Source organism: Pseudomonas sp. B21-019 (genome assembly GCF_024749225.1).
Lineage (GTDB): Bacteria > Pseudomonadota > Gammaproteobacteria > Pseudomonadales > Pseudomonadaceae > Aquipseudomonas.
Map to the genome: position 1 here is coordinate 1250556 of NZ_CP087193.1, position 21324 is coordinate 1271879.

Annotated in this window: 21 protein-coding genes; 9 read left to right on the forward strand and 12 right to left on the reverse strand. The window is 58.4% G+C overall.

Annotated features, from left to right (window positions below; all coding sequences use genetic code 11):
- Nucleotides 1-49 precede the first annotated feature (49 nt).
- Complete coding sequence (locus LOY36_RS05465) at nt 50-1267, forward strand: argininosuccinate synthase (RefSeq protein WP_007938916.1); 1218 nt, start codon at nt 50-52, stop codon at nt 1265-1267.
- A 174-nt stretch (nt 1268-1441) separates the two neighbouring features.
- On the opposite strand, the gene LOY36_RS05470 is transcribed toward LOY36_RS05465, so the two are convergent.
- Complete coding sequence (locus LOY36_RS05470) at nt 1442-2023, reverse strand: hypothetical protein (protein WP_258672515.1); 582 nt, start codon at nt 2021-2023, stop codon at nt 1442-1444.
- A gap of 561 nt (nt 2024-2584) precedes the next feature.
- On the opposite strand from LOY36_RS05470, the gene LOY36_RS05475 reads away from it, so the two are divergent.
- Nucleotides 2585-3211: a response regulator transcription factor gene (locus LOY36_RS05475; RefSeq protein ID WP_007938913.1), complete on the forward strand. Its 627-nt coding sequence runs from the start codon at nt 2585-2587 to the stop codon at nt 3209-3211.
- 91 nt (nt 3212-3302) lie between these two features.
- Here the strand turns inward: LOY36_RS05475 and LOY36_RS05480 are convergent, their stop codons facing one another.
- The 8 genes from LOY36_RS05480 to metG all read right to left on the reverse strand — a co-directional run bounded on the left by LOY36_RS05480 (nt 3303) and on the right by metG (nt 10216).
- Nucleotides 3303-3482: a PA3496 family putative envelope integrity protein gene (locus LOY36_RS05480; protein ID WP_007898493.1), complete on the reverse strand. Its 180-nt coding sequence runs from the start codon at nt 3480-3482 to the stop codon at nt 3303-3305.
- Between the two features lie 107 nt (nt 3483-3589).
- Entirely contained in the window at nt 3590-4228 is a 639-nt protein-coding gene (gene nth, locus LOY36_RS05485; RefSeq protein WP_258672517.1) for an endonuclease III, read from the reverse strand.
- Nucleotides 4225-4839: an Rnf-Nqr domain containing protein gene (locus LOY36_RS05490; protein ID WP_258672518.1), complete on the reverse strand. Its 615-nt coding sequence runs from the start codon at nt 4837-4839 to the stop codon at nt 4225-4227. The genes nth and LOY36_RS05490 overlap by 4 nt, the downstream gene beginning before the upstream one ends.
- The gene (locus LOY36_RS05495) at nt 4832-5443 is read right to left on the reverse strand and encodes an RnfABCDGE type electron transport complex subunit G (protein WP_258672519.1); all 612 of its coding nucleotides are present in this window, start codon (nt 5441-5443) and stop codon (nt 4832-4834) included. Before LOY36_RS05495 ends, LOY36_RS05490 begins: the two co-directional genes overlap by 8 nt.
- Complete coding sequence (locus LOY36_RS05500; protein WP_258672521.1) at nt 5440-6432, reverse strand: RnfABCDGE type electron transport complex subunit D; 993 nt, start codon at nt 6430-6432, stop codon at nt 5440-5442. The genes LOY36_RS05495 and LOY36_RS05500 overlap by 4 nt, the downstream gene beginning before the upstream one ends.
- Entirely contained in the window at nt 6419-7423 is a 1005-nt protein-coding gene (gene rsxB, locus LOY36_RS05505; protein ID WP_258672522.1) for an electron transport complex subunit RsxB, read from the reverse strand. The genes LOY36_RS05500 and rsxB overlap by 14 nt, the downstream gene beginning before the upstream one ends.
- Nucleotides 7420-7989, reverse strand: a complete 570-nt coding sequence (locus LOY36_RS05510; RefSeq protein ID WP_258672523.1) for an Rnf-Nqr domain containing protein — start codon at nt 7987-7989, stop codon at nt 7420-7422. The genes rsxB and LOY36_RS05510 overlap by 4 nt, the downstream gene beginning before the upstream one ends.
- A 172-nt stretch (nt 7990-8161) precedes the next feature.
- The gene (gene metG / locus LOY36_RS05515) at nt 8162-10216 is read right to left on the reverse strand and encodes a methionine--tRNA ligase (RefSeq protein WP_258672524.1); all 2055 of its coding nucleotides are present in this window, start codon (nt 10214-10216) and stop codon (nt 8162-8164) included.
- A 321-nt stretch (nt 10217-10537) separates the two neighbouring features.
- Here metG and apbC point away from each other — a divergent pair, with 321 nt between their 5' ends.
- The gene (apbC, locus tag LOY36_RS05520) at nt 10538-11632 is read left to right on the forward strand and encodes an iron-sulfur cluster carrier protein ApbC (protein ID WP_018926592.1); all 1095 of its coding nucleotides are present in this window, start codon (nt 10538-10540) and stop codon (nt 11630-11632) included.
- Between the two features lie 112 nt (nt 11633-11744).
- Here apbC and LOY36_RS05525 read toward each other — a convergent pair whose 3' ends face one another.
- A complete protein-coding gene (locus tag LOY36_RS05525; protein WP_018926591.1) occupies nt 11745-12503 on the reverse strand; it encodes an SDR family oxidoreductase in 759 nt (252 codons plus the stop codon).
- 150 nt (nt 12504-12653) lie between these two features.
- Here LOY36_RS05525 and LOY36_RS05530 point away from each other — a divergent pair, with 150 nt between their 5' ends.
- The 4 genes from LOY36_RS05530 to groL all read left to right on the forward strand — a co-directional run bounded on the left by LOY36_RS05530 (nt 12654) and on the right by groL (nt 16163).
- Nucleotides 12654-13385 (forward strand): HugZ family protein, encoded by a 732-nt coding sequence (locus tag LOY36_RS05530; protein ID WP_258672526.1) that lies wholly within the window; start codon nt 12654-12656, stop codon nt 13383-13385.
- A gap of 66 nt (nt 13386-13451) precedes the next feature.
- Nucleotides 13452-13928, forward strand: coding sequence for an FxsA family protein (locus LOY36_RS05535; RefSeq protein WP_019651370.1), 477 nt, complete (start codon nt 13452-13454; stop codon nt 13926-13928).
- A gap of 245 nt (nt 13929-14173) precedes the next feature.
- Complete coding sequence (locus tag LOY36_RS05540) at nt 14174-14467, forward strand: co-chaperone GroES (RefSeq protein ID WP_018926588.1); 294 nt, start codon at nt 14174-14176, stop codon at nt 14465-14467.
- A 49-nt stretch (nt 14468-14516) separates the two neighbouring features.
- Entirely contained in the window at nt 14517-16163 is a 1647-nt protein-coding gene (gene groL / locus LOY36_RS05545) for a chaperonin GroEL (protein WP_019651371.1), read from the forward strand.
- A gap of 175 nt (nt 16164-16338) precedes the next feature.
- On the opposite strand, the gene LOY36_RS05550 is transcribed toward groL, so the two are convergent.
- Together LOY36_RS05550 and LOY36_RS05555 are read right to left on the reverse strand one after the other, a co-directional pair.
- Complete coding sequence (locus LOY36_RS05550; protein WP_019651372.1) at nt 16339-17082, reverse strand: phosphatase PAP2 family protein; 744 nt, start codon at nt 17080-17082, stop codon at nt 16339-16341.
- 53 nt (nt 17083-17135) lie between these two features.
- Nucleotides 17136-19085 carry an LTA synthase family protein gene (locus tag LOY36_RS05555; RefSeq protein ID WP_258672531.1) on the reverse strand — a complete coding sequence of 650 codons (1950 nt, stop codon included), beginning with the start codon at nt 19083-19085 and terminating at the stop codon, nt 17136-17138.
- A 201-nt stretch (nt 19086-19286) separates the two neighbouring features.
- Here LOY36_RS05555 and colR point away from each other — a divergent pair, with 201 nt between their 5' ends.
- Both colR and LOY36_RS05565 read left to right on the forward strand, forming a co-directional pair.
- Entirely contained in the window at nt 19287-19970 is a 684-nt protein-coding gene (gene colR / locus LOY36_RS05560) for a two-component system response regulator ColR (RefSeq protein ID WP_007938890.1), read from the forward strand.
- On the forward strand, nt 19960-21240 hold the full coding sequence (locus LOY36_RS05565; RefSeq protein ID WP_019651374.1) for a HAMP domain-containing sensor histidine kinase: 1281 nt from the start codon (nt 19960-19962) through the stop codon (nt 21238-21240). The genes colR and LOY36_RS05565 overlap by 11 nt, the downstream gene beginning before the upstream one ends.
- Nucleotides 21241-21324: the final 84 nt, after the last annotated feature.

The window sequence follows — 21324 nt, forward strand, 5'->3', positions numbered from 1 at the left end:
ATGAGCGGTAGACTTGACAGCTTTCCGTAGAACCCCGTGGAGTGATGGCATGGCGGACGTAAACAAGGTCGTTCTGGCGTATTCCGGCGGCCTGGACACTTCGGTGATCCTCAAGTGGCTGCAGGATACATATAACTGTGAAGTAGTGACCTTCACCGCTGACCTGGGTCAGGGCGAAGAGGTCGAACCGGCCCGCGCCAAGGCACAGGCCATGGGCGTAAAAGAAATCTATATCGACGATCTGCGCGAAGAATTCGTGCGTGATTTCGTATTCCCGATGTTCCGCGCCAACACCGTTTACGAAGGCGAGTACCTGCTGGGTACTTCCATCGCTCGTCCGTTGATCGCCAAACGCCTGATCGAAATCGCCAACGAAACCGGTGCTGACGCCATTTCCCACGGCGCGACCGGCAAGGGCAACGACCAGGTTCGTTTCGAACTGGGCGCCTACGCCTTGAAGCCAGGTGTGAAAGTGATCGCTCCATGGCGCGAATGGGACCTGCTGTCCCGTGAGAAGCTGATGGACTACGCCGAGAAGCACGCGATTCCGATCGAGCGTCACGGCAAGAAAAAATCCCCGTACTCGATGGATGCCAACCTGCTGCACATCTCCTATGAAGGCGGCGTGCTGGAAGACACCTGGACCGAGCACGAAGAAGACATGTGGCGCTGGACCGTCTCCCCGGAGAACGCTCCCGACAAACCGCAGTACCTGGAACTGACCTACCGCAACGGCGACATCGTTGCACTGGACGGCGTCGAAATGACCCCGGCCACCGTGCTGGCGACCTTGAACCGTATCGGTGGCGAACACGGTATCGGCCGTCTGGACATCGTCGAAAACCGCTATGTGGGCATGAAGTCCCGTGGCTGCTACGAGACGCCTGGCGGCACCATCATGCTGCGCGCTCACCGTGCGATCGAATCGATCACCCTGGACCGCGAAGTGGCTCACCTCAAAGACGAGCTGATGCCTAAATACGCCAGCCTGATCTACACCGGTTACTGGTGGAGCCCAGAGCGTCTGATGCTGCAACAGATGATCGATGCTTCCCAGGCCCACGTGAACGGCGTAGTGCGCCTGAAACTGTACAAGGGCAACGTGATCGTCACCGGACGCAAGTCCGACGAGTCGTTGTTCGACGCCAACATCGCGACCTTCGAGGAAGATGGCGGCGCCTACAACCAGGCCGATGCGGCGGGCTTCATCAAGCTCAATGCCTTGCGCATGCGTATCGCGGCGAACAAAGGCCGCAAGCTGTTCTGAGACCTTTGATGCGGTAATGGAGCTGTGGCCTTGTCGATGACAAGGCCACAGTTCTGAAAAAGGGCTGCTGCATATTACGTTTCGCTTTCTGCTTGTTTCTTCCAACCGTTCCTTCTGCTGCCTGCCTTTGATCTCACTTCAAGGGCTGCCTTGCTCTGTGCGACGGGTCAAAACCTAGCCCATGATCGTCACGTCATGTGAGCTCAAATTGTAAGAAATACAGAACGTTGCGTTGCTGCGTTTCTTTAGTTGTTTCCAGTGTTTGGGGGCGCTGTCCTTCAGCACTACCTCCGAATCGGTGCATGTGAGAAATACGATCACTTGTGCAGGATTATCCGGAGCGTGCTGGATACTCTCCATCAGGGCGCTGAACGCCATATTTTTGGTTATCCAGCGTGCATCAATGATGTGCAGATCCTTTAGCGGTGCGGGCAGCTGCACATGGTGTTGGGCCGAGCGTTCAGGCGATACTCTGGAAGTGCTGTTTCCCGACTGATCAGCGTTGTCCAGGACTTTTATAAAATGCTTTCCCTTCTCGAAATCGGAGGGCGCGTAAAGCGACCGATAATTGAAGTTAAGTGTGGCGAAGAAAAGAAAAAGCAAATAAAAGGGAAAGCTGATTAGAAACCAGACATAGAGCTCTCTCTCCTTGTTGTCAAGAAAGGGTAGTGATACAGCGGCTGATGTTTCGGACAGTGCTGCAAATATTGCAATTATTGTCATGGGGTTGGTGATTCTTTTTTTGAGTTTTATCATGTTTTTTACTCATTGGATATTATCTTTTTCTCTGTTGGTTTATAGAGCGTGTTTTGCTGGTGTATGTATGAGTGTTTTTTTTGTTTTTATTATTTTAAGTTTCTTTCTGTTGTGTGGTTGAGATTGATATAGTAACTGCATTGTTCTGGGGCTGTGTATGGCTGTTTATTTGTTTTTAAGTTGTGTGGGTTTGTTTTGCTTGTGAAGTGTTGCTGTGTGTAAGGATTTTTCCAATAGTTTGGATCGGGCTATGTAAGACTCTGCAAGATACTCGTTACCTTTAAGGGTAGCTTAATAGTCGCGGTCTGTCGGGCCAAGGGCGTTGAACCCTGTTTTTTTGGGTGTGAATTGTTACAAAGAAACTGTCGAAGCGTTTAGCAGTGTTCGGCCAATAAAGTCTCTGGCTCATCGTGTGCAATGATTTCTTGTAGGAATAATCCGTGTTGTTTGTAGGTGATGTCTCTCGGTGCGAGTGGTCGAGGGGGACGGCATGCCATGGGTGAAACGACTAGGCTATGGTGCGGGCTCTAAAAATTCGAACAGCGAAAATTGGACTTGCCCATGAATAAAGTGCTGATCGTGGATGATCACCCCGTCATTCGTCTTGCGGTACGTATGCTAATGGAGCGTCATGGCTACGAAGTCATTGCAGAAACAGATAATGGCGTGGATGCGTTACAAATTGCCCGTGAACTTATGCCGGATATTGTCATCCTGGATATTGGAATACCAAAACTGGATGGGCTGGAAGTTATCGCACGCCTGACCTCGGCGGCGATGCCTCTTAAAGTGCTGATATTGACGTCCCAGGCTCCAGGGCATTTTTCCATGCGTTGTATGCAATCGGGTGCCGCCGGATATGTCTGTAAACAACAGGACCTTACTGAGTTGCTCAGTGCAATAAAGGCCGTACTGTCAGGTTATAGCTACTTTCCTAATCAGGCGCTGCATACTGTGCGCTCCAGTCTTGGGAATGCCAGTGAAGCCGACATGGTAGATCGGTTGTCCGGGCGGGAAATGATGGTCCTGCAGCAGTTGGCCCGAGGAAAGACAAACAAGGAAATCGCCGATGGAATGTTCCTCAGCAATAAAACCGTCAGTACTTACAAGACTCGCCTGTTGCTGAAGCTCAATGCTCGCTCACTGGTCGATCTTATTGAATTGGCTCAACGTAATGGCCTGGTATGAGTACGCCAGCGTTTGACGAGGGGCGATGAGCGGGCGTTTGTCGGGGATGGGCACTTAGTAAAAAGCCTCCGTTTCGGGAGGCTTTTAGGTGTCATAGGTCAAAATCGTAATCGGCCAATTGCTTTTGCAGTCGGCGCTCCTCCAGCAGATTGTCGATGGTGCGGCGTTTGCTCAGGTTGGTCTTCGCTACTTCCACCACCGGTTCTGCGTCATCGGCCTCAACGGGGGTGAAGTCGTCTTCTACGTCCAATTGCTCTTTGCCAGTGCTCATAAGGTTAACTCCAGGCTAAGACTGCCTTTGGCGCTCCTTATATCGACAATTTCCCGGCGGGTAAAAAAGATTTTTTCAATCGGCTAATCAAGAAAACTAATAGAGCCTCAATCGTCCGAGGTCTTTTGCTTGTATTCGCATAAGTCCTCGATCCGGCAGCTGCCACAACGTGGCTTGCGGGACAGGCAAACGTAGCGTCCATGGAGAATCAGCCAGTGATGGGCGTCGAGCAGATACTCCTTCGGCACGAATTTCATCAGTTTCTGCTCCACCTCGACCACATTCTTGCCCGGAGCAATGCCGGTACGGTTGCTGACCCGGAAAATGTGGGTGTCCACGGCCATGGTCAACTGACGAAAGGCGGTATTGAGCACCACATTGGCGGTCTTGCGGCCGACGCCGGGCAACGCTTCCAGCGCTTCGCGGGTCTGCGGTACTTCACCGCCATGGCGCTCTACCAGCAAGCGACAGGTTTCGATCACGTTTTTTGCTTTGCTGTTATACAGGCCGATGGTCTTGATGTACTCCGATAATCCTTCGACGCCCAAGGCATGAATCGCCGCCGGCGTATTGGCCACCGGAAACAGTTTAGCGGTGGCCTTGTTGACGCCGACATCGGTCGATTGCGCCGAGAGAATCACGGCAATCAGCAGTTCGAACGGCGAGGAATAGGCCAGCTCGGTCTTCGGTTCAGGATTGTCTTCGTGAAACCTGCGGAAAATTTCCAGACGTTTTGCGGCATTCATGGGCGATGCGTTTCCTCGAAGGAGGTCAATGTGGGGGAGGGGCGGGTCCAGGCCTGACGTGCGGCGATCAGCAGCCCCAGCAGAATAAACCCGCCGGGGGCCAGCGTGGCCAAGCGCAAGCCACCGTCAGCGGTGAGCACCCAACCTTGCCAGTCCGGTTGCATGGCACCGGTCAGCCAAGGCAGATGGCTACCCAGTGTCCCGTTGCCGATGAGCTCGCGCAGCAGGCCCAGGCCAATCATCAAGGCGCCGAACAGGCCGCACAGGCGCAGGCGGTCACGCCTTGTGCCCTGGAAAAAACCGTTATGTTCCAGCACCACGCATTGCAAGGCGATCAATCCGGTATAGAACCCCAGATGCTGGTGCCATTGAAGCGACCAGGCTTGCGTGGCGAGTTCTACACAACTGGTCAGTGTGGCAGCCAGCAGGAGGCAGGCCAGTAAATGGGTTGCCGGAATCAGTCGTGAGCGCAAGATACCCATGCTCACGTCATAAACACTGAGCACCAGAGCGAACGTCAGCCACAGGCCCAGGGCCGTTACCAACGAATCAGTGACGCCGATCAGAGGAGCAAGCATCAGCGAGTTCTGCAGGGTCGATGACTTATTCATGGGCGCTGCTCCCGATCAGCGGTTGCCGGTGTTCATCGAAGTAGCGCAATGCATCGTGAGTGGCATTGATCACCGCTCTTGAGGTGATGGTCGCGCCGGCGATCTGATCGAATTGCCCTTGGTCCTTTTTCAAGGCCCAGCCCGTGTCGCCTGGTTCGCCTGGAGACTTGCCGGTAAACACTTGCAGCCAGGCATTGGGCCAGTCGGCGAGCTTGCCGCCCAGCCCCGGGGTTTCCGATTGCTTGAGGGTTTTGACCCCCAGCAACGTGCCATGGGGGTCGATGGCGATCAGCAAATCGATGGCGCCGGCGTAGCCCAGTGTCTGGCTGCGCAGCAACACGGCGCTCGGTTGGCCGGCCTTGGACGCCAGATAGCCATTCAGCAGCGTGCTATTGGGCAGGCGAGTGTTTTCGACGCTGAGGGGGTGTTCCAGTGGCTGATTGTCGTAGCTGTCGGGCGCTAGCAGGTCCAGCAAATTGCGACTGTCGATCAGGCGTTGTTCGGCGGCAATGCGTGCGGCGCTGGTGTGCTGCACGAAGTAAGTCGCGCCTGTCCCCAGGCCTGCCAGTAATACCAGGACCACAACGCTTGTCGCTCGGTTCATGGGCTAACCTGCGCTTGCCTGGAGGCGGCAAACCGCTCCAGCGCCGGTACACAGAGGTTCATCAGCAGGACGGCAAAGGCCACCCCGTCGGGATAGCCGCCCCACGTGCGGATCAGGTAAGTCAGCAGCCCCACTCCGGCGCCGAACAGCAACCGGGCCGTGGGGTTTTTCGCGCCGGATACCGGTTCCGTCACGATGAAGAAGGCACCCAGCATGCTCGCGCCGGTGAGCAGATGGAAGAGTGGCGAGCCATGGGAATCGGAGCCCGAACCGTTCCAGCACAGCAGGCTGATGACGAATAGGCTGGCGAGCATGCCGACCGGCGCATGCCAGCTGAACACCCGCCGTTGCAGCAGAAACGCGCCGCCGGCCAGGAAGGCCAGGTTGACCCATTCCACGCCCCGGCCGCCGAAATGGCCGAATGCCGGGTTGCCGGCAAACAGTTCGTCCATGGTCAGGCTTTTGTTGATTCGCAGGCTGTCCAGCGCGGTGGCCTGGGCCCACGCGTCTGGCGTCTGGCCGAGGCTGAAGCCGAACACTTGTTGCAGGCCTGCGAGCAAATCCATGCCATGGGACGACGGCCAATGGGTCATTTGCTGGGGAAATGTCACTAAAGCCAGGGCGAAACCGAGCATCGCCGGGTTGAACGGATTCCTGCCGACGCCGCCGTACAGGTGCTTACCGAAAAAAAGTCCGAATGCCGCCGCGCTGACGGTCAGCCACCACGGGCAATAAGGCGGCAAGGCCAGGGCCAACAGGGTCGCGCTGACCAGCGCACTGCCATCGCTCACTGTCGGTTTTACAGGTTGCTTGCGCAGCTGCAACACCGCTGCTTCAACGGCCAGTGCGGTAGCTGCCGTCAGAATCAGGTTGATCAACACGCCCCAACCGTACAGCCAGAACAACATCAGCATTCCCGGCAGGGTGGCCAGCAACACCAGCTTCATGGCCTGCTGAAGGCGTTCGTCCACCGATTCAAGGGGCGGCATAGGCATCCACCTGCCGCTCGGCTTCGCTGAGCGCATGTTGCAACGCTGCGATCTGTTCGGCCGACGCTTCGCTTGTTTGAGCCTTCTTCAGTTCGGCGCGGCGCATGGCCAACTGGATTTTCGCCCGTTTCAGCTCGGCATCGTTCGCCGGAGCCGGTGGTGCCGCGACTTGCGGCGCACCGCGTTCCAACTGCGCCAGCGCCTGTTCAGCAGCTTCGAATTGCTGTTGCAGCACGATCAGTTGCGACTGCTGTTCGAAGGTCGGTGGATGCCCGAAGGCCTTGAGCGATTTGTTCAACTGCGCCCGACTCATCGCCAGGTCGACCTTGGCCTTTTTCAGTGCCGCATCGGCATTGGCGGCCTTCTGTGCGCGCACGCGTTCCAGCGCGGCCTGAACCGGGTCGAGGGTCACTTCACTGTGCTGCACGGCGCGTTGGGCGCGGGCCTGGCGTTCGGCGAGTTTCTGTTGCTCTTCGCGGTGTAAGCGGGCATTGCGCTGTTCGAACCGACGTCGCGCGCGGTTGCGCTTGGCGGCCCGGGCCTGTTGCTCCTCCAGGCTGAACGCCAGGCCACCGACAATCGGCAGCGTGGCCAGCGGTAGCGGATGCATCTCGATGCAATCCACCGGGCAGGGCGCCACGCAGAGGTCGCAACCGGTGCATTCGTCGACGATGACCGTGTGCATGAATTTCGCCGCGCCGACAATCGCGTCGACCGGGCAGGCCTGAATGCATTTGGTGCAGCCGATGCATTCGGCTTCGCGGATGTACGCGATTTGCGCCGGTGCCGAACCGCGACTGACGTCCAGTTCCAGCACCGGCACTTTCAGCAGCTCGGCGAGGGCCGCGATGGTTTCGCTGCCGCCCGGTGGGCACTTATTGATCGGCTCGCCGCTGGCGATGCCTTCGGCGTACGGTTTGCATCCGGGGTGGCCACACTTGCCGCATTGAGTCTGCGGCAGGAGGGCATCGATGCGTTGAATCAGACTCATGTTTTGATCAGTCCGCTGAATCCGAGAAAAACCACTGCGATCAATCCGGCGCCGATCAATTCGATCGGCAGGCCGCGAAAGGGCAGGGGGATATCGTTATCGAGTGTGCGTTGGCGCAAGTCGCTGAACAGGCTCAGCACCAGCCAGAAACCCAGCCCGGCACCGAGGCTCAAGGCTATGGCGTGGAAAAGTCCCTTGTCATCCTGGGCGTTGAGCAAGGTCAGCCCAAGCACGCCGGCATTGCCCAGCAGCAGGGGCCAGAGCCCCTCGAATGAAAGCTTGGCGAATAACCGTGGAAGCAGCTTCAGCAGTGGGCCGATCAGCAGAACGCTCAGCGGCAGGAATGCGAACAGTCGCAGCGACGTCAGCCCCAGCGGCACCAGCAGCCAGTAGTAGAGCGCATGGCCGAGCGTGCCGACGATCAGCATCAGGCACGTCGTCGCGATGCCCAATGCATGCACCTGTCGCCGCTCGCTGTCCAGCACCGGATCGACGCCCAGCGGCCAGTGCAACACGAGGTTGTTGATCAGGGCAGCGCTGATAAGCGTAAGAAGCAGTTCGGTCATGATCGTGCCGGCAAGAACAGGGCTTTCTTAAGGGACTCTCTAGAAAGGGCTCTCTAAAAAGAACTCTCTAAAAAGAGATTAGGCATTATCCGGCAAGGAAGGAGGGTGGGCCAGATATGAAAATCCCACAGTCGCGCCGGGCACGACTGTGGGATCGGTTTAGCGCAGGACCTTACTTGATGCGCTGACCTGGCTTGGCGCCGCTGTCGGGGCTCAGCAGGTAGATTTCTTCACCGCCAGGGCCGGCTGCCATCACCATGCCTTCGGAGATCCCGAATTTCATTTTGCGCGGCTTGAGGTTGGCAATCATCATGGTCAGGCGACCTTCAAGCTTGGCCGGGTCCGGGTAGGCGCTCTTGATGCCGGAGAGCACGTTGCGTTGCTCGTCACCGATGTCCAGGGTCAGGCGCAGCAGTTTGTCGGCCCCTTCGACGGCTTCGGCCTTGAGGATCAGGGCGACGCGCAGGTCGACCGCGGCAAAGGTATCGAATTCGATCTCCGGCGACAGCGGATCCTTGGCCAGTTCGCCGTTACCTTGAGGTGCGGCAGCTTCGCCGGTGTCGGTCTGGCTGGCGGTCAGGTCTTCTTTCGAGGCGTCGGTCATGGCTTGCACTTTTACCGGGTCGATGCGGGTCATCAACGGTTTGAACTCGTTCAGCTGATGGTTGCTGAGCAAGGTGGCGTGGTCGTTCCAGGTCAGCGGTGCGACGTTCAGGAACGCCTCGGCATCGGCGGCCAGCAGTGGCAGCACCGGCTTGAGGAAAATCACCAGTTGGCGGAACAGGTTGATGCCCAGGGCGCAAATGGCCTGGACTTCATCCTGCTTGCCTTCCTGTTTGTTCAGCGACCACGGTGCCTTGTCGGCGATCCAGGCGTTGGCACGGTCGGCCAGGCCCATGATTTCGCGCATGGCCCGGGCGAAGTCACGCGCCTCGTAGGCTTCGGCGATGCTCGGTGCTGCGGCCAGGAACGCTTCGGTCAGCTCCGGTGCGGCGTTGCCGGCCACCAGCACGCCAGCGTTGCCTTTGTTGATGAAACCGGCGCAACGGCTGGCGATGTTGACGACTTTGCCGACCAGGTCGGAGTTGACCTTCTGCACGAAGTCTTCGAGGTTCAGGTCCAGGTCATCGACGCCACGGCTCAGCTTGGCCGCATAGTAGTAGCGCAGGTATTCCGGCGACAGGTGATCCAGATAGGTTCGGGCCTTGATGAAGGTGCCACGGGACTTGGACATCTTCTGGCCGTTGACGGTCAGGTAGCCGTGCACGTTGATGCCGGTCGGTTTACGGAAACCGGCACCTTCGAGCATCGCTGGCCAGAACAGGGCGTGGAAGTTGACGATGTCCTTGCCGATGAAGTGGTACAGCTCGGCGGTGGAGTCCTTGCCCCAGAACGCGTCGAAATCAAGTGCAGGCGTACGGTTGCACAGGTTCTTGAAGCTGGCCATGTAGCCGATCGGCGCGTCCAGCCACACGTAGAAGTACTTGCCCGGCTCATCGGGAATTTCGAAGCCGAAGTACGGCGCATCGCGGGAGATGTCCCACTGTTGCAGGCCGGCGTCCAGCCATTCGGCGATCTTGTTGGCCACGGCATCTTGCAAGGTGCCGCTGCGGGTCCAGGCTTGCAGCATTTCCTGGAAGTCCGGCAGCTTGAAGAAGAAGTGCTGGGAATCCTTGAGCACCGGCGTGGCGCCGGAGATTGCCGACTTCGGATCCTTGAGGTCGGTCGGCGCGTAGGTTGCACCGCATTTTTCGCAGTTGTCGCCGTACTGGTCTTCGGTGCCGCATTTCGGGCAGGTGCCCTTGATGAAGCGGTCGGCCAGGAACATTTTCTTTTCCGGGTCGAAGTACTGCGTGATCGAGCGCGTGGCGATGTGCCCGGCGTCGCGCAGCTTCAGGTAGATCTGGCTCGACAGCTCACGGTTTTCTTCGGCGTGAGTGGAGTGGAAGTTGTCGAAGTCCACCAGGAACTCGGCAAAGTCGGCGCTGTGTTCAGCCTGGACGTTGGCGATCAGTTGTTCCGGGGTGATGCCTTCCTTTTCTGCGCGCAGCATGATGGCCGAACCGTGGGCGTCGTCGGCGCAGACATAAATGCAGTGGTTACCGCGATGCTTCTGGAAGCGCACCCACATATCGGTCTGGATGTATTCCAGCATATGGCCGAGGTGGATCGAACCATTGGCATAGGGCAGGGCGCTGGTGACGAGGATCTTGCGTGGCTCGGACATGGGGCTCGGCTACTTGATGAAACGGAGGTCGGCCACTATAAAGCGCCGGCGCATATTTTTCACCCTTCGGGCCTGTTTCCGGATGCATCGACTGCCATAACCTGTGGCGAGGGGGCTTGCCCCCGTTCGGCGGCGCAGCCGTCGTAAAGCAAGTCAGCATGGTATTCCAGGCAAAAAACACTTAGGGCCGCTTCGCGCCCCAACGGGGGCAAGCCCCCTCGCCACAGGTAAGCTATCTCGCTGCGGTATTCTGTTCGCCACAAATGTGTGTCCGGCGTAGGATACCCGCCTGATTTTCCAGTCTTGCTATCGGAGTTGCCCATGAGCGCCGTCAATCGCGCAGCGGTGGAAGCCGTCCTTCGCCAATATACCGACCCTTACCTGAACCAGGACCCGGTCAGCGCCGGGTGCGTGCGCAGCATCGATATTCAGGGCGATCGCGTCAGCGTCCAGCTGGAGCTGGGTTACGCCGCCGGTCTGTTCAAGAGTGGCTGGGCGCAGTTGTTGCAGATGGCCATCGAGGGCCTGGATGGCGTGGTCACTGCCCGTGTCGAGATCACCAGCGTGATTGCCGCGCACAAGGCCCAGGCACAGATTCCGGGGTTGGCCAACGTCAAAAACGTGGTGGCCGTGGCGTCTGGAAAGGGAGGCGTGGGCAAATCCACCACGGCCGCCAACCTGGCGCTGGCGTTGGCTCGTGAAGGTGCCAAAGTGGGGATTCTCGACGCGGACATCTACGGTCCGAGCCAGGGCATCATGTTCGGCATCCCTGAAGGCACCCGTCCTCAGGTCAAGGATCAGAAATGGTTCATTCCGATCGAGTCCCATGGCGTCGAAGTGATGTCCATGGCCTTCCTGACCGACGACAACACGCCGATGGTCTGGCGTGGGCCGATGGTGTCCGGCGCCTTGTTGCAACTGGTCACGCAAACGGCCTGGGGCGACCTGGATTACCTGGTCATCGACATGCCGCCAGGCACCGGCGACATCCAGTTGACCCTGGCGCAAAAAGTCCCGGTGGCCGGTGCGGTGATCGTGACCACCCCGCAGGATCTGGCATTGCTGGATGCGCGCAAGGGCGTGGAAATGTTCCGCAAGGTCAACATCCCGGTGCTGGGCGTGGTCGAAAACATGGCCGTGCACATCTGCTCCAACTGCGGGCATGCCGAGCATTTGTTCGGTGAGGGCGGGGGTGTGAAGCTGGCCAACCAGTACGGCGTCGAACTGTTGGCTTCGTTGCCGCTGTCGATGCTGATCCGCGAACAGGCCGATGGCGGCAAGCCAACGGTGATCGCCGAGCCTGACAGCCAGATTGCGATGGTTTACCAGGAACTGGCCCGCCATGTCGGCGCGCGGATTGTGTTGCAGGAAGCTGCGACGCCGGCGATGCCGAACATTACCGTCAGCGACGATTAAATCGCTGAAAAGAGATCGCAGCCTCGCTTCGCTCGACAGCTCCTACAGGTGTAAGCCAATCCATTTGTAGGAGCTGTCGAGCGAAGCGAGGCTGCGATCTTTTGATCTTGCTTTAGATACGCAACCCGCCATCCAGCTCCAGAATCCGACCGGTGTAGTAGTCATTCTCGAAAATGTAGGCCGCCGACTGGGCGATCTCTTCGGGTTTGCCCATGCGCTTGAGCGGAATCCCGGAAGTCATTTTTTCCAGCGCTTCAGGTTTCATGCTCAGGGTCATTTCAGTTTCGATGAAGCCCGGCGCAATGCCCGCCACGCGAATCCCGTAGCGCGCCAGTTCCTTGGCCCAGGTCACGGTCGCCGCAGCGACACCGGCCTTGGCGGCGGAGTAGTTGGTCTGGCCGATATTGCCGGCGCGTGAGATCGACGAGATATTGATGATCGCGCCGCTGTTGTTCAGCTCGACCATTTTTGCCGCGACTTCACGGGTGCACAGGAACACGCCGGTCAGGTTGACGTCGATTACCGCCTGCCATTGGGCCAGGCTCATCTTGGTCATTTCGCCGTCCTTGACCTTCAGCAACAGGCCGTCGCGCAAAATGCCGGCGTTGTTGATCAGGCCATGGATCGCGCCGAAATCGTCGGCCACCTGGCTGACCATGTGGGTCACTTGCTCTTCATCGGCGACGTTGCACAAGTAGGCACGGGCCTCGACACCCTTGGCCTTGCAAGCGGCGACGGCGGCGTCGAGTTTTTCCTGGTTCAGGTCCACCAGGGCCAGCTTCGCGCCACGACCTGCAAGATACTCGGCCATGGAACGGCCTAAACCCTGGCAACCGCCGGTGATAATGATTACTTTGTCAGTGAGTTGCATTCGCATGCCCCCGTTAGCTGGTCAGAGTGGATTTCTTGTAGGCCTCTCTTGCGCGGGCCGGCCGCACATGAGAACTGCCCGATGGCGTCCTGGGAACTTTAGCCCAGTTGTCCGTCCGTTTTCGACGGATTCTACATAAGGAGTCATAAATTGAGCATTAAAGTTGCTAAGAACGCCCGAGAGTTGCTTCTCAAGGAATACCGTGGAGTGCTCTCTACGCACTCCAAAGCGATGCCCGGTTTCCCGTTTGGCTCCGTGGTTCCGTACTGTCTGGACGAACAGGGCCGGCCGCTGATCCTTATCAGCCGCATCGCTCAGCACACTCACAACCTGCTGAAGGATCCGAAATGTTCGCTGCTGGTGGGTGAACGCGAGGCCGAAGACGTGCAAGCCGTTGGTCGGCTGACCTACCTGGCCGAAGGGGAAAAACTCGAGGACACCGCAGCCATCGAAGCGGCAGCCGAGCGTTACTACCGCTATTTCCCGGAATCGCAGAACTATCACAAGGCCCACGATTTCGATTTCTGGGTGCTCAAACCGGTACGCCACCGTTACATCGGCGGCTTCGGCGCGATTCACTGGGTCGACCAACTGACCCTCGCCAACCCGTTCGCCGGCAAGGCCGAAGTGAGCATGGTCGAGCACATGAATGCCGATCACGCCAAAGCCATCGCCCACTATGTCGACTTGGCGGGCCTGCCGAAAACCGTGCCGGCGCAATTGGTCGGCATCGACAGCGAAGGCATGCACTTGCGCATCGGCCAGGGGCTCCACTGGCTGCCGTTTCAAGCGCCTTGTAATACGCCGACACAAGTCCGGGAAGCCTTGGTTTTCCTGGCTCACGCCGAGCATTGGCCGAAAAATCAAGTGGTCGATGCTTGAATTCACGAAACGGCGACGTCATCTAAGGAACACTGGCAAGGCTTACTTGCGTTGAGGAACCATTTGATGCGCCCTTTTTTGTTGCTCTTTGTACTGTTTCCGGTGTTGGAGCTGTTCGTATTCGTCAAGGTCAGCGGGGCGATCGGGTTTTTCCCGGCCCTGCTACTGATCATTCTCGGCTCGATGCTCGGCGTATTCGTGCTGCGTATCGCCGGTCTGGCTACTGCGCTGCGCGCTCGTGAAAGCCTGAGCCGCGGCGAGTTGCCGGCCCAGACCATGCTCGAAGGCCTGATGCTGGCCCTGGCGGGTGGTCTGTTGATTCTGCCGGGCTTCGTCACCGACGTGCTGGGTCTGATTATGTTGCTGCCGATCTCTCGTCGACTGCTGGCCAATAAAATGCGCCAGCGCGCCGAGGAACAAGCGATGCGCCAGCGTGCGTTTGCCGATGACCTTCAGCCGCGGGGCGGTCCTGCCCCACGTCAGCCGTTGGGCCGTGAGCCTAACGTGATCGAAGGCGAGTTCGAACACCGCGACTCCAAGTAACATGTCCATCGACACGGCACCTTTGGGTGCCGTGTTCATTTTCAGGGTATCGACGTAAAAATTTCGCTCACGGCCCTTGAAATAGGCTCGCGCGCCCTTATGTAACGGTCACCGCAAGGTTTCTGGCAATTGCGCCAGACAGACTTCCGCGGTTCGCTCGACGAACCGCACCCGGCGCCGCCGGATTTGTTAAACCCGCCGGGACTACACCGGCCGATGAAAACCACAATTAGGAGAGATCGACAATGAAGCTTCGTCCTCTGCATGACCGCGTCGTTATCCGTCGCAGCGAAGAAGAAAAGAAAACCGCTGGCGGTATCGTCCTGCCAGGTTCGGCTGCTGAGAAGCCAAACCAGGGTGAAGTCCTAGCTGTAGGCCCAGGCAAAGTGCTGGACAACGGCGAAGTGCGTGCACTGTCCGTGAAAGTGGGTGACAAGGTGGTGTTCGGCCCGTACTCCGGCAGCAACACAGTGAAAGTCGATGGCGAAGACCTGGTGATCATGGCTGAGAACGAGATTCTCGCTGTTGTCGAAGGCTGATTCCCCGCTCATTTTCCCGCTACTACAAAGTATTTAAGGAATATCGATCATGGCTGCTAAAGAAGTTAAATTCGGCGACTCCGCCCGCAAGAAGATGCTCACCGGTGTCAACGTTCTGGCTGACGCAGTAAAAGCGACCCTGGGCCCGAAAGGCCGTAACGTGATCATCGAGAAGAGCTTCGGCGCTCCGACCATCACCAAGGACGGCGTTTCCGTAGCCAAAGAAATCGAACTCGAAGACCGCTTCGAAAACATGGGCGCGCAGCTGGTCAAAGACGTTGCCTCCCGTGCCAACGATGACGCAGGCGATGGCACCACCACCGCTACCGTTCTGGCTCAGTCGATCGTCAACGAAGGCCTGAAAGCCGTCGCTGCCGGCATGAACCCGATGGACCTGAAGCGCGGTATCGACAAAGCGACCATCGCTATCGTCAAAGAGCTGAAGAACCTGTCCAAGCCTTGCGCTGACACCAAGGCAATCGCTCAGGTAGGTACCATCTCGGCCAACTCCGACAACTCCATCGGCGACATCATTGCCGAAGCCATGGAAAAAGTCGGTAAAGAAGGCGTGATCACCGTTGAAGAAGGCTCGGGCCTGGAAAACGAACTGTCGGTTGTTGAAGGCATGCAGTTCGACCGTGGCTACCTGTCCCCGTACTTCGTCAACAAGCCAGAGACCATGACTGCCGAGCTGGACGGTCCGCTGATCCTGCTGGTCGACAAAAAGATCTCGAACATCCGCGAAATGCTGCCAGTACTGGAAGCCGTTGCCAAAGCCGGCCGTCCACTGCTGATCGTGGCCGAAGACGTTGAAGGCGAAGCCTTGGCGACTCTGGTTGTGAACAACATGCGTGGCATCGTTAAAGTCGCAGCCGTCAAGGCTCCAGGCTTCGGCGACCGTCGCAAGGCCATGCTGCAGGACATCGCTGTTCTGACCGGCGGTACCGTGATCTCCGAAGAGATCGGTCTGAGCCTGGAAAGCACTACCCTGGAACACCTGGGTAATGCCAAGCGCGTGATCCTGTCCAAAGAAAACACCACCGTGATCGACGGCGCCGGCGTTGAGGCTGACATCCAGGCTCGCGTGACCCAGATCCGTCAACAAGTGGCCGACACTTCGTCCGACTACGACCGTGAAAAACTGCAAGAGCGCCTGGCCAAACTGTCCGGCGGCGTTGCAGTGATCAAGGTTGGCGCTGGCTCCGAAGTTGAAATGAAAGAGAAGAAAGCCCGCGTTGAAGACGCCCTGCACGCTACCCGTGCAGCCGTTGAAGAAGGCGTGGTACCTGGCGGCGGCGTGGCACTGATCCGTGCCCTGCAAGCCATCAGCGAACTGAAAGGCGACAACGCCGATCAGGACGTCGGTATCGCAGTTCTGCGTCGTGCGGTCGAAGCGCCACTGCGTCAGATCGTTGCCAACTCCGGCGACGAGCCAAGCGTGGTTGTCGACAAGGTCAAGCAGGGTGCAGGTAACTTCGGTTACAACGCTGCCACCAGCGAATACGGCGACATGATCGAAATGGGCATCCTGGACCCAACCAAGGTAACCCGTTCGGCTCTGCAAGCTGCATCCTCGATTGGCGGTCTGATCCTGACCACCGAGGCCGCTGTTGCCGAAGCACCGAAGAAAGACGGCGCAGCTGGCGGCGGTATGCCAGACATGGGCGGTATGGGCGGCATGGGCGGCATGATGTAAGCCAGCCTTACCCCTATAAAAAAGCCCCGCCTGCGTTGAGCAGGCGGGGCTTTTTATTGCCTTCATTTTGGTAGGTCCGCAGATCGCGTCGCGGCCATCCATCGCGGGCAAGCCACGATCCCACAGTGGATTGCGTAAACCTGTGGGCGCGGGGCTTGCCCGCGATGGCGTCGGTTCAGGCGCTGACCGGTTTTGCCTCGTTTGCCTGTTCAATCTTGGAGGCTGGCCGGTACAGGATGTAGTAGTACGCCCCCAGGCAAAACAGCCAGCAGAAAACCGCCGTCCACACGTTGTGCGAGAAGAAGTGCGCGCCCTGCATCATCCGGCCGATGGAAAACACCGAGCCCAACGTGAAAGCGAAGATAAACGCATAGCGTGCCAGCCGTGGGCGTCGGTCACGCAACACAAAGAACAACGCAAACAGGGTGAAACCGGTCGCCGCATGACCACCTGGCCAGCAGCGGCCTGGCTTGTCGGTATGCGGGCGAGGGCTCAGCAGTTCGCTGTAGGTTTCGTGCCCGCCGAATTGTTCCAGGCTCCATGGGCATTGCACCGCCGTTGCCGCTTTGAGCGGAGTGACAAAGGAGGTTGACAGCGCCAGAGACAACACCAGGCAACCCATTTCACGTTTGAACGGTTTGAGCCTTTCAATGAAAAAGGAGCCGACAAAGCCCAGGATCGAGAACACCGAAAAGGCAATGACCACTTGCTTTGCCCGGTCATGCAGGATGTCTTCCAGGAAATAACTGTGGCGCCCGATGAATGCACCGGCGACCGGATCATAGAACAGCTTGGCAAGGTCCATGTCCAGGGACGTCAATTCGAGCAGCAGCAGGGTGATCGCCGCAATGGCGGGCACTCCCAGATACAGCCAGAAGTTGAGCGGGCGGGAGATGGGACGGACAGCGGTTGATGACATGGTGGATCCTGATGAATGGAAAAACCCCGGGGCATCAGCCCGGGGCCATTCGGTTAACGGTCGCTGACTTGGCGGCTGCCCTCCGTGGGCGCTTTCCAGCCGAGCAGCTGTTGCTTGAAGCCATGACTGGCAGTTTGGTAATAAGTGATTGCGCGGGTGATCAACGGATCAACGGTGGTGGCCCGTGATTCGCGACTGTCGGTCAGTGCATCGTCGTGGCGACGCAGACCCTCACGCGGGCTCAGGATCGCTAAATCCTTGCCGTCGAACAAGCCCAGATGTTGATAGTTGCCAACCACCACTCGCGGCGGCAGTGGATTGTCCTGCAACAGGTTGCGACCGAAGAACGTCGACTGGTAATCCAGGTTCAGCAGCCCGAGCAACGTTGGCGCAAGGTCGATCTGACTGGCCAGCTGTGCGGTTTCCCGAGCGTCGATCAGCTTCGGTGCATAGATGAACAGCGGAATCTGATAGTTGCTGATCGGCAAGTCTTCTTTGCCAGCGCTGCCAGCCGTGTGATCGGCAACGAAGACGAAGATTGTATTATCGAACCAGGGTTTTTTGCGCGCCTGATCAAGGAACTGACCAATGGCGAAGTCGGTGTACTTCACCGCACCGTCGCGTCCGTTACCGGATTTGATATCGATCCGGTTATCCGGGTAGGTATAGGGGCGATGGTTGGAGGTGGTCATCAGCTGCAGCAGAAACGGCTGTTGTTTGGCATAGTCGGCGTCGGCCAGTTTCAGGGTCTGGTTATAGAGGTCTTCGTCAGCCATTCCCCAGGCGTTCTTGAAGTGAATCTCTGATTCATCGACGCTGCTCTGGTCGACGACGCGATAGCCGTTGCCGCTGAAGAACGCGTTCATGTTGTCGAAGTAACCGCGCCCGCCATACACGAATACGCTGTCGTAACCCACGGCGCTGAGTTGCTGGCCGAGGCTGGCGAAACCGCTTTCACGACCCACGCGCTTGACGATCGAGCGCCCCGGCGTCGGTGGAATGGCCAGGGTGATGGCCTCCAGGCCGCGATCGGTGCGGGTGCCGGTGGCGTAGAAATTACTGAAGTACAGGCTTTGTTTGCGCAAGGCATCGAGGTTTGGTGTCAGGTTGCGATCGTCGCCATTGCTGCCCATGTACTTGGCACTGAAGCTTTCGATGGTGACCAGCACAATGTTGGGTTTTCGTTCGGTGCCGGGATTATCGATCATCCGGCGGATGTCCTGTGGATCCTCGCCGATGAAGCGAGCATTGGGCTCGGTCAGTTCAGCGCGAATCTGTTGCGCGACGACGGAGGTCGGCAGGGTGCTGTAGAACTGCGGGTAATCCAGTTCGTTATTGCGAAAGGCGGCGAAGAACTGGTACGGGCCATTGCTCGCCAGTTCGTTCTGATAGGCATTGCCGCCCTGAGCGCGTGGCGCATCCTGGCTGAGCAGTTGCGCGCTCAGGCCCGCGACGATCAGCAGGCCGAGCGCATTCAGCAGACGCCCGCGCATGGCAGGCAATGGTGCATCCAGCGCAGCGTTGAAGGATTTGCGCAGCGCAAAGCTCAGGACTACGGCCAGCACCGCGAGCAGGCTCAGCAGCTTGCCGATCGGGTACGACTCCAGCAGGTTATTCAGCACCTCATCGGAGTAGACCAGGTAATCGACGGCGATGAAGTTGAAACGCACACCGAACTCATCCCAGAACAGCCATTCGGCCGCCGACGTGAACAGCATGGCGAACAGGCTGACGGTCAGCAGGCCCTGAAGGAACCAGCGATGGCCACGGCGGCGCCACAAGGCCGGCGGGCATAGCAGCAGATAGAGGCCCATGGGCAGCGCCGCGTAGGCAATGAAACCCAGGTCATAAAGCAGGCCGATGCCAAACACGGACAGGAGCCCGCTGCCTGCCTCATCCAGGTGAGTGAGGAGGAGAACGCTTCGGGTCAGGAGAAAAATGACCAGCCAGGAACCGGTTACCAGTAGCAGAAAGCGCATTGGCGCCGTCTTCAAACAATCCATTATCTACATTCCCTATATCAATCGCGCGAAAGTTTCTCTTGAACGCTGTAGTCGGGTTGTGAACCGACAGTGAAAAACTTGTTAGCACCATTATTTGGTTGAGCGCATCGATTCTACGACCGGCCGCCCTAGCCCTGAGTCACACTTGGCCTTAAGCTGCGCGGGCCAAGACGGCCGTTACTGTATACGGAGGAGGTGCCGATGCGAATTCTATTGGTTGAAGACAACCGCGATATCCTGGCCAACCTGGCCGATTATCTGGGGCTCAAAGGTTACACCGTGGATTGCGCGCAGGACGGTTTATCTGGCTTGCACCTGGCGGCCACCGAGCATTACGACTTGATCGTACTCGATATCATGCTGCCCGGTATCGATGGCTACACCCTGTGCAAACGCCTGCGCGAAGACGCCCGCCGTGATACGCCGGTGATCATGCTCACTGCGCGCGATCAACTGGACGACCGTCTGCAAGGCTTCAAATCCGGCGCCGACGATTACTTGATCAAACCCTTTGCCCTGTCAGAACTGGCGGCGCGCATCGAGGCGGTCATGCGCCGTGCCCAGGGTGGCGGTCGCCGTGCCTTGCAGGTCGGCGATCTGAGCTACGACCTCGATACCCTGGAGGTGACGCGCGAAGGCCGTCTGTTGAAACTCAACCCGGTGGGCCTGAAGCTGCTGGCGGTATTGATGCAGAAAAGCCCGCACGTGCTGCGTCGGGAAATTCTCGAAGAGGCCCTGTGGGGCGACGACTGCCCGGACAGCGACAGCCTGCGCAGCCACGTCCATCAATTGCGCCAGGTGATCGACAAGCCGTTCGCCAAACCCTTGCTGCACACGGTGCACGGCGTCGGTTATCGCTTGGCCGAGGGCCGTGATGGAGTTTAAGCAGAGCCTTTCGCAACGGATCATCATCGCCTTTGCATTGATGAGCGCATTGGTCGCGGGAGCCTTCGCGATAGGCATCATCGCGACCGTGCACCTGGTGGAGGAGAAACTGATTTCGTCAGGCCTGGGTGGCGATTTGCAACGCCTGTTGCTGATGGACAGCGTGACAGACTGGAGCCACCGCCCCGAGCCGGATCAGTTGTTCTATTTCAGCGGCGGGCCGGGCGACTTTGAGTTACCCAAGGATTTGCGGCACCTGGACTCGGGTTTTCATGAAGTCTTTCGCGACCATCTGTCGTATCACGCCATGGTCGAAATCGTCGACGGACGGCGCTACGTGCTGTTGCAGGACCAGAGCGATTTCGAAGAGCGTGAACGGGTGCTGTTTGCCGTAGTGCTGGTGGGGTTCGTGCTGAGCCTGGCGCTGGCGGTATTTCTGGGCTGGGTGCTGGCGCGCAAGGTGATGGCGCCGGTGGTACGACTGGCCCGCCAGGTGCGCCATCGCGATCAGCTGTTGGGCCTGGCACCGCCACTGGCGCCGGATTATGCCGCCGATGAAGTGGGCGAGCTGGCCGTGGCCTTCGACGCCACCCTCGGGCGCTTGCGTCAGGCGTTGACCCGTGAGCGATTGTTCACCAGTGACGTCAGCCACGAACTGCGCACGCCATTGATGGTGTTGGCCAGTTCCTGTGAATTGTTGCTGGAAAACCCCGGCATCGATCAGCGCGGGCGTGCCCAGGTCGAGCGGATCGCCCGGGCTTGCGCAGAGATGCGCGAGTTGGTGCAGACCTTCCTCATGCTGGCCCGCGCTCAGCATGAAGACGCCAGCATGGGCCCCCAGCAAAGCCTCAGTCAGGTGGCCGACGGGCTGCTTTGCCAATGGCGCGAACCGATCGAAGCCAAGGGCCTGACGTTGAATGTCGAGTTGGGCAACCCGCCGGACACTCGCTATAACGCGACGCTTCTGCACGCGGTGATGGGCAACCTGTTGCGCAATGCGCTGCATTACACCGAGCATGGGTTTATCCGCCTGGCCCTGACGGATACGGGGTTCGTGGTCGAGGACAGTGGTGTAGGCATTCCCGAAGAAAAACGCGAGGCGATGTTCGAGCCTTTCGTGCGCGGCAGCGAAAAGCGTGGCGAGGGCTTGGGGCTGGGGCTGTCGCTGGTGCAACGGATCTGCGAGAACCAGGGCTGGAGTGTCAGCCTGACGAACATGGAGCCCAACGGTTGTCGCTTCCAGGTGGAGTTGAGTCAGAGAAAGCGATGAATGGGTTGAAAAATAAATCGGCTCCGTAAAACCCTGAAATGATTCCGGGTTTTACCTGACGAAATTTTCACCAAGGCATGACCT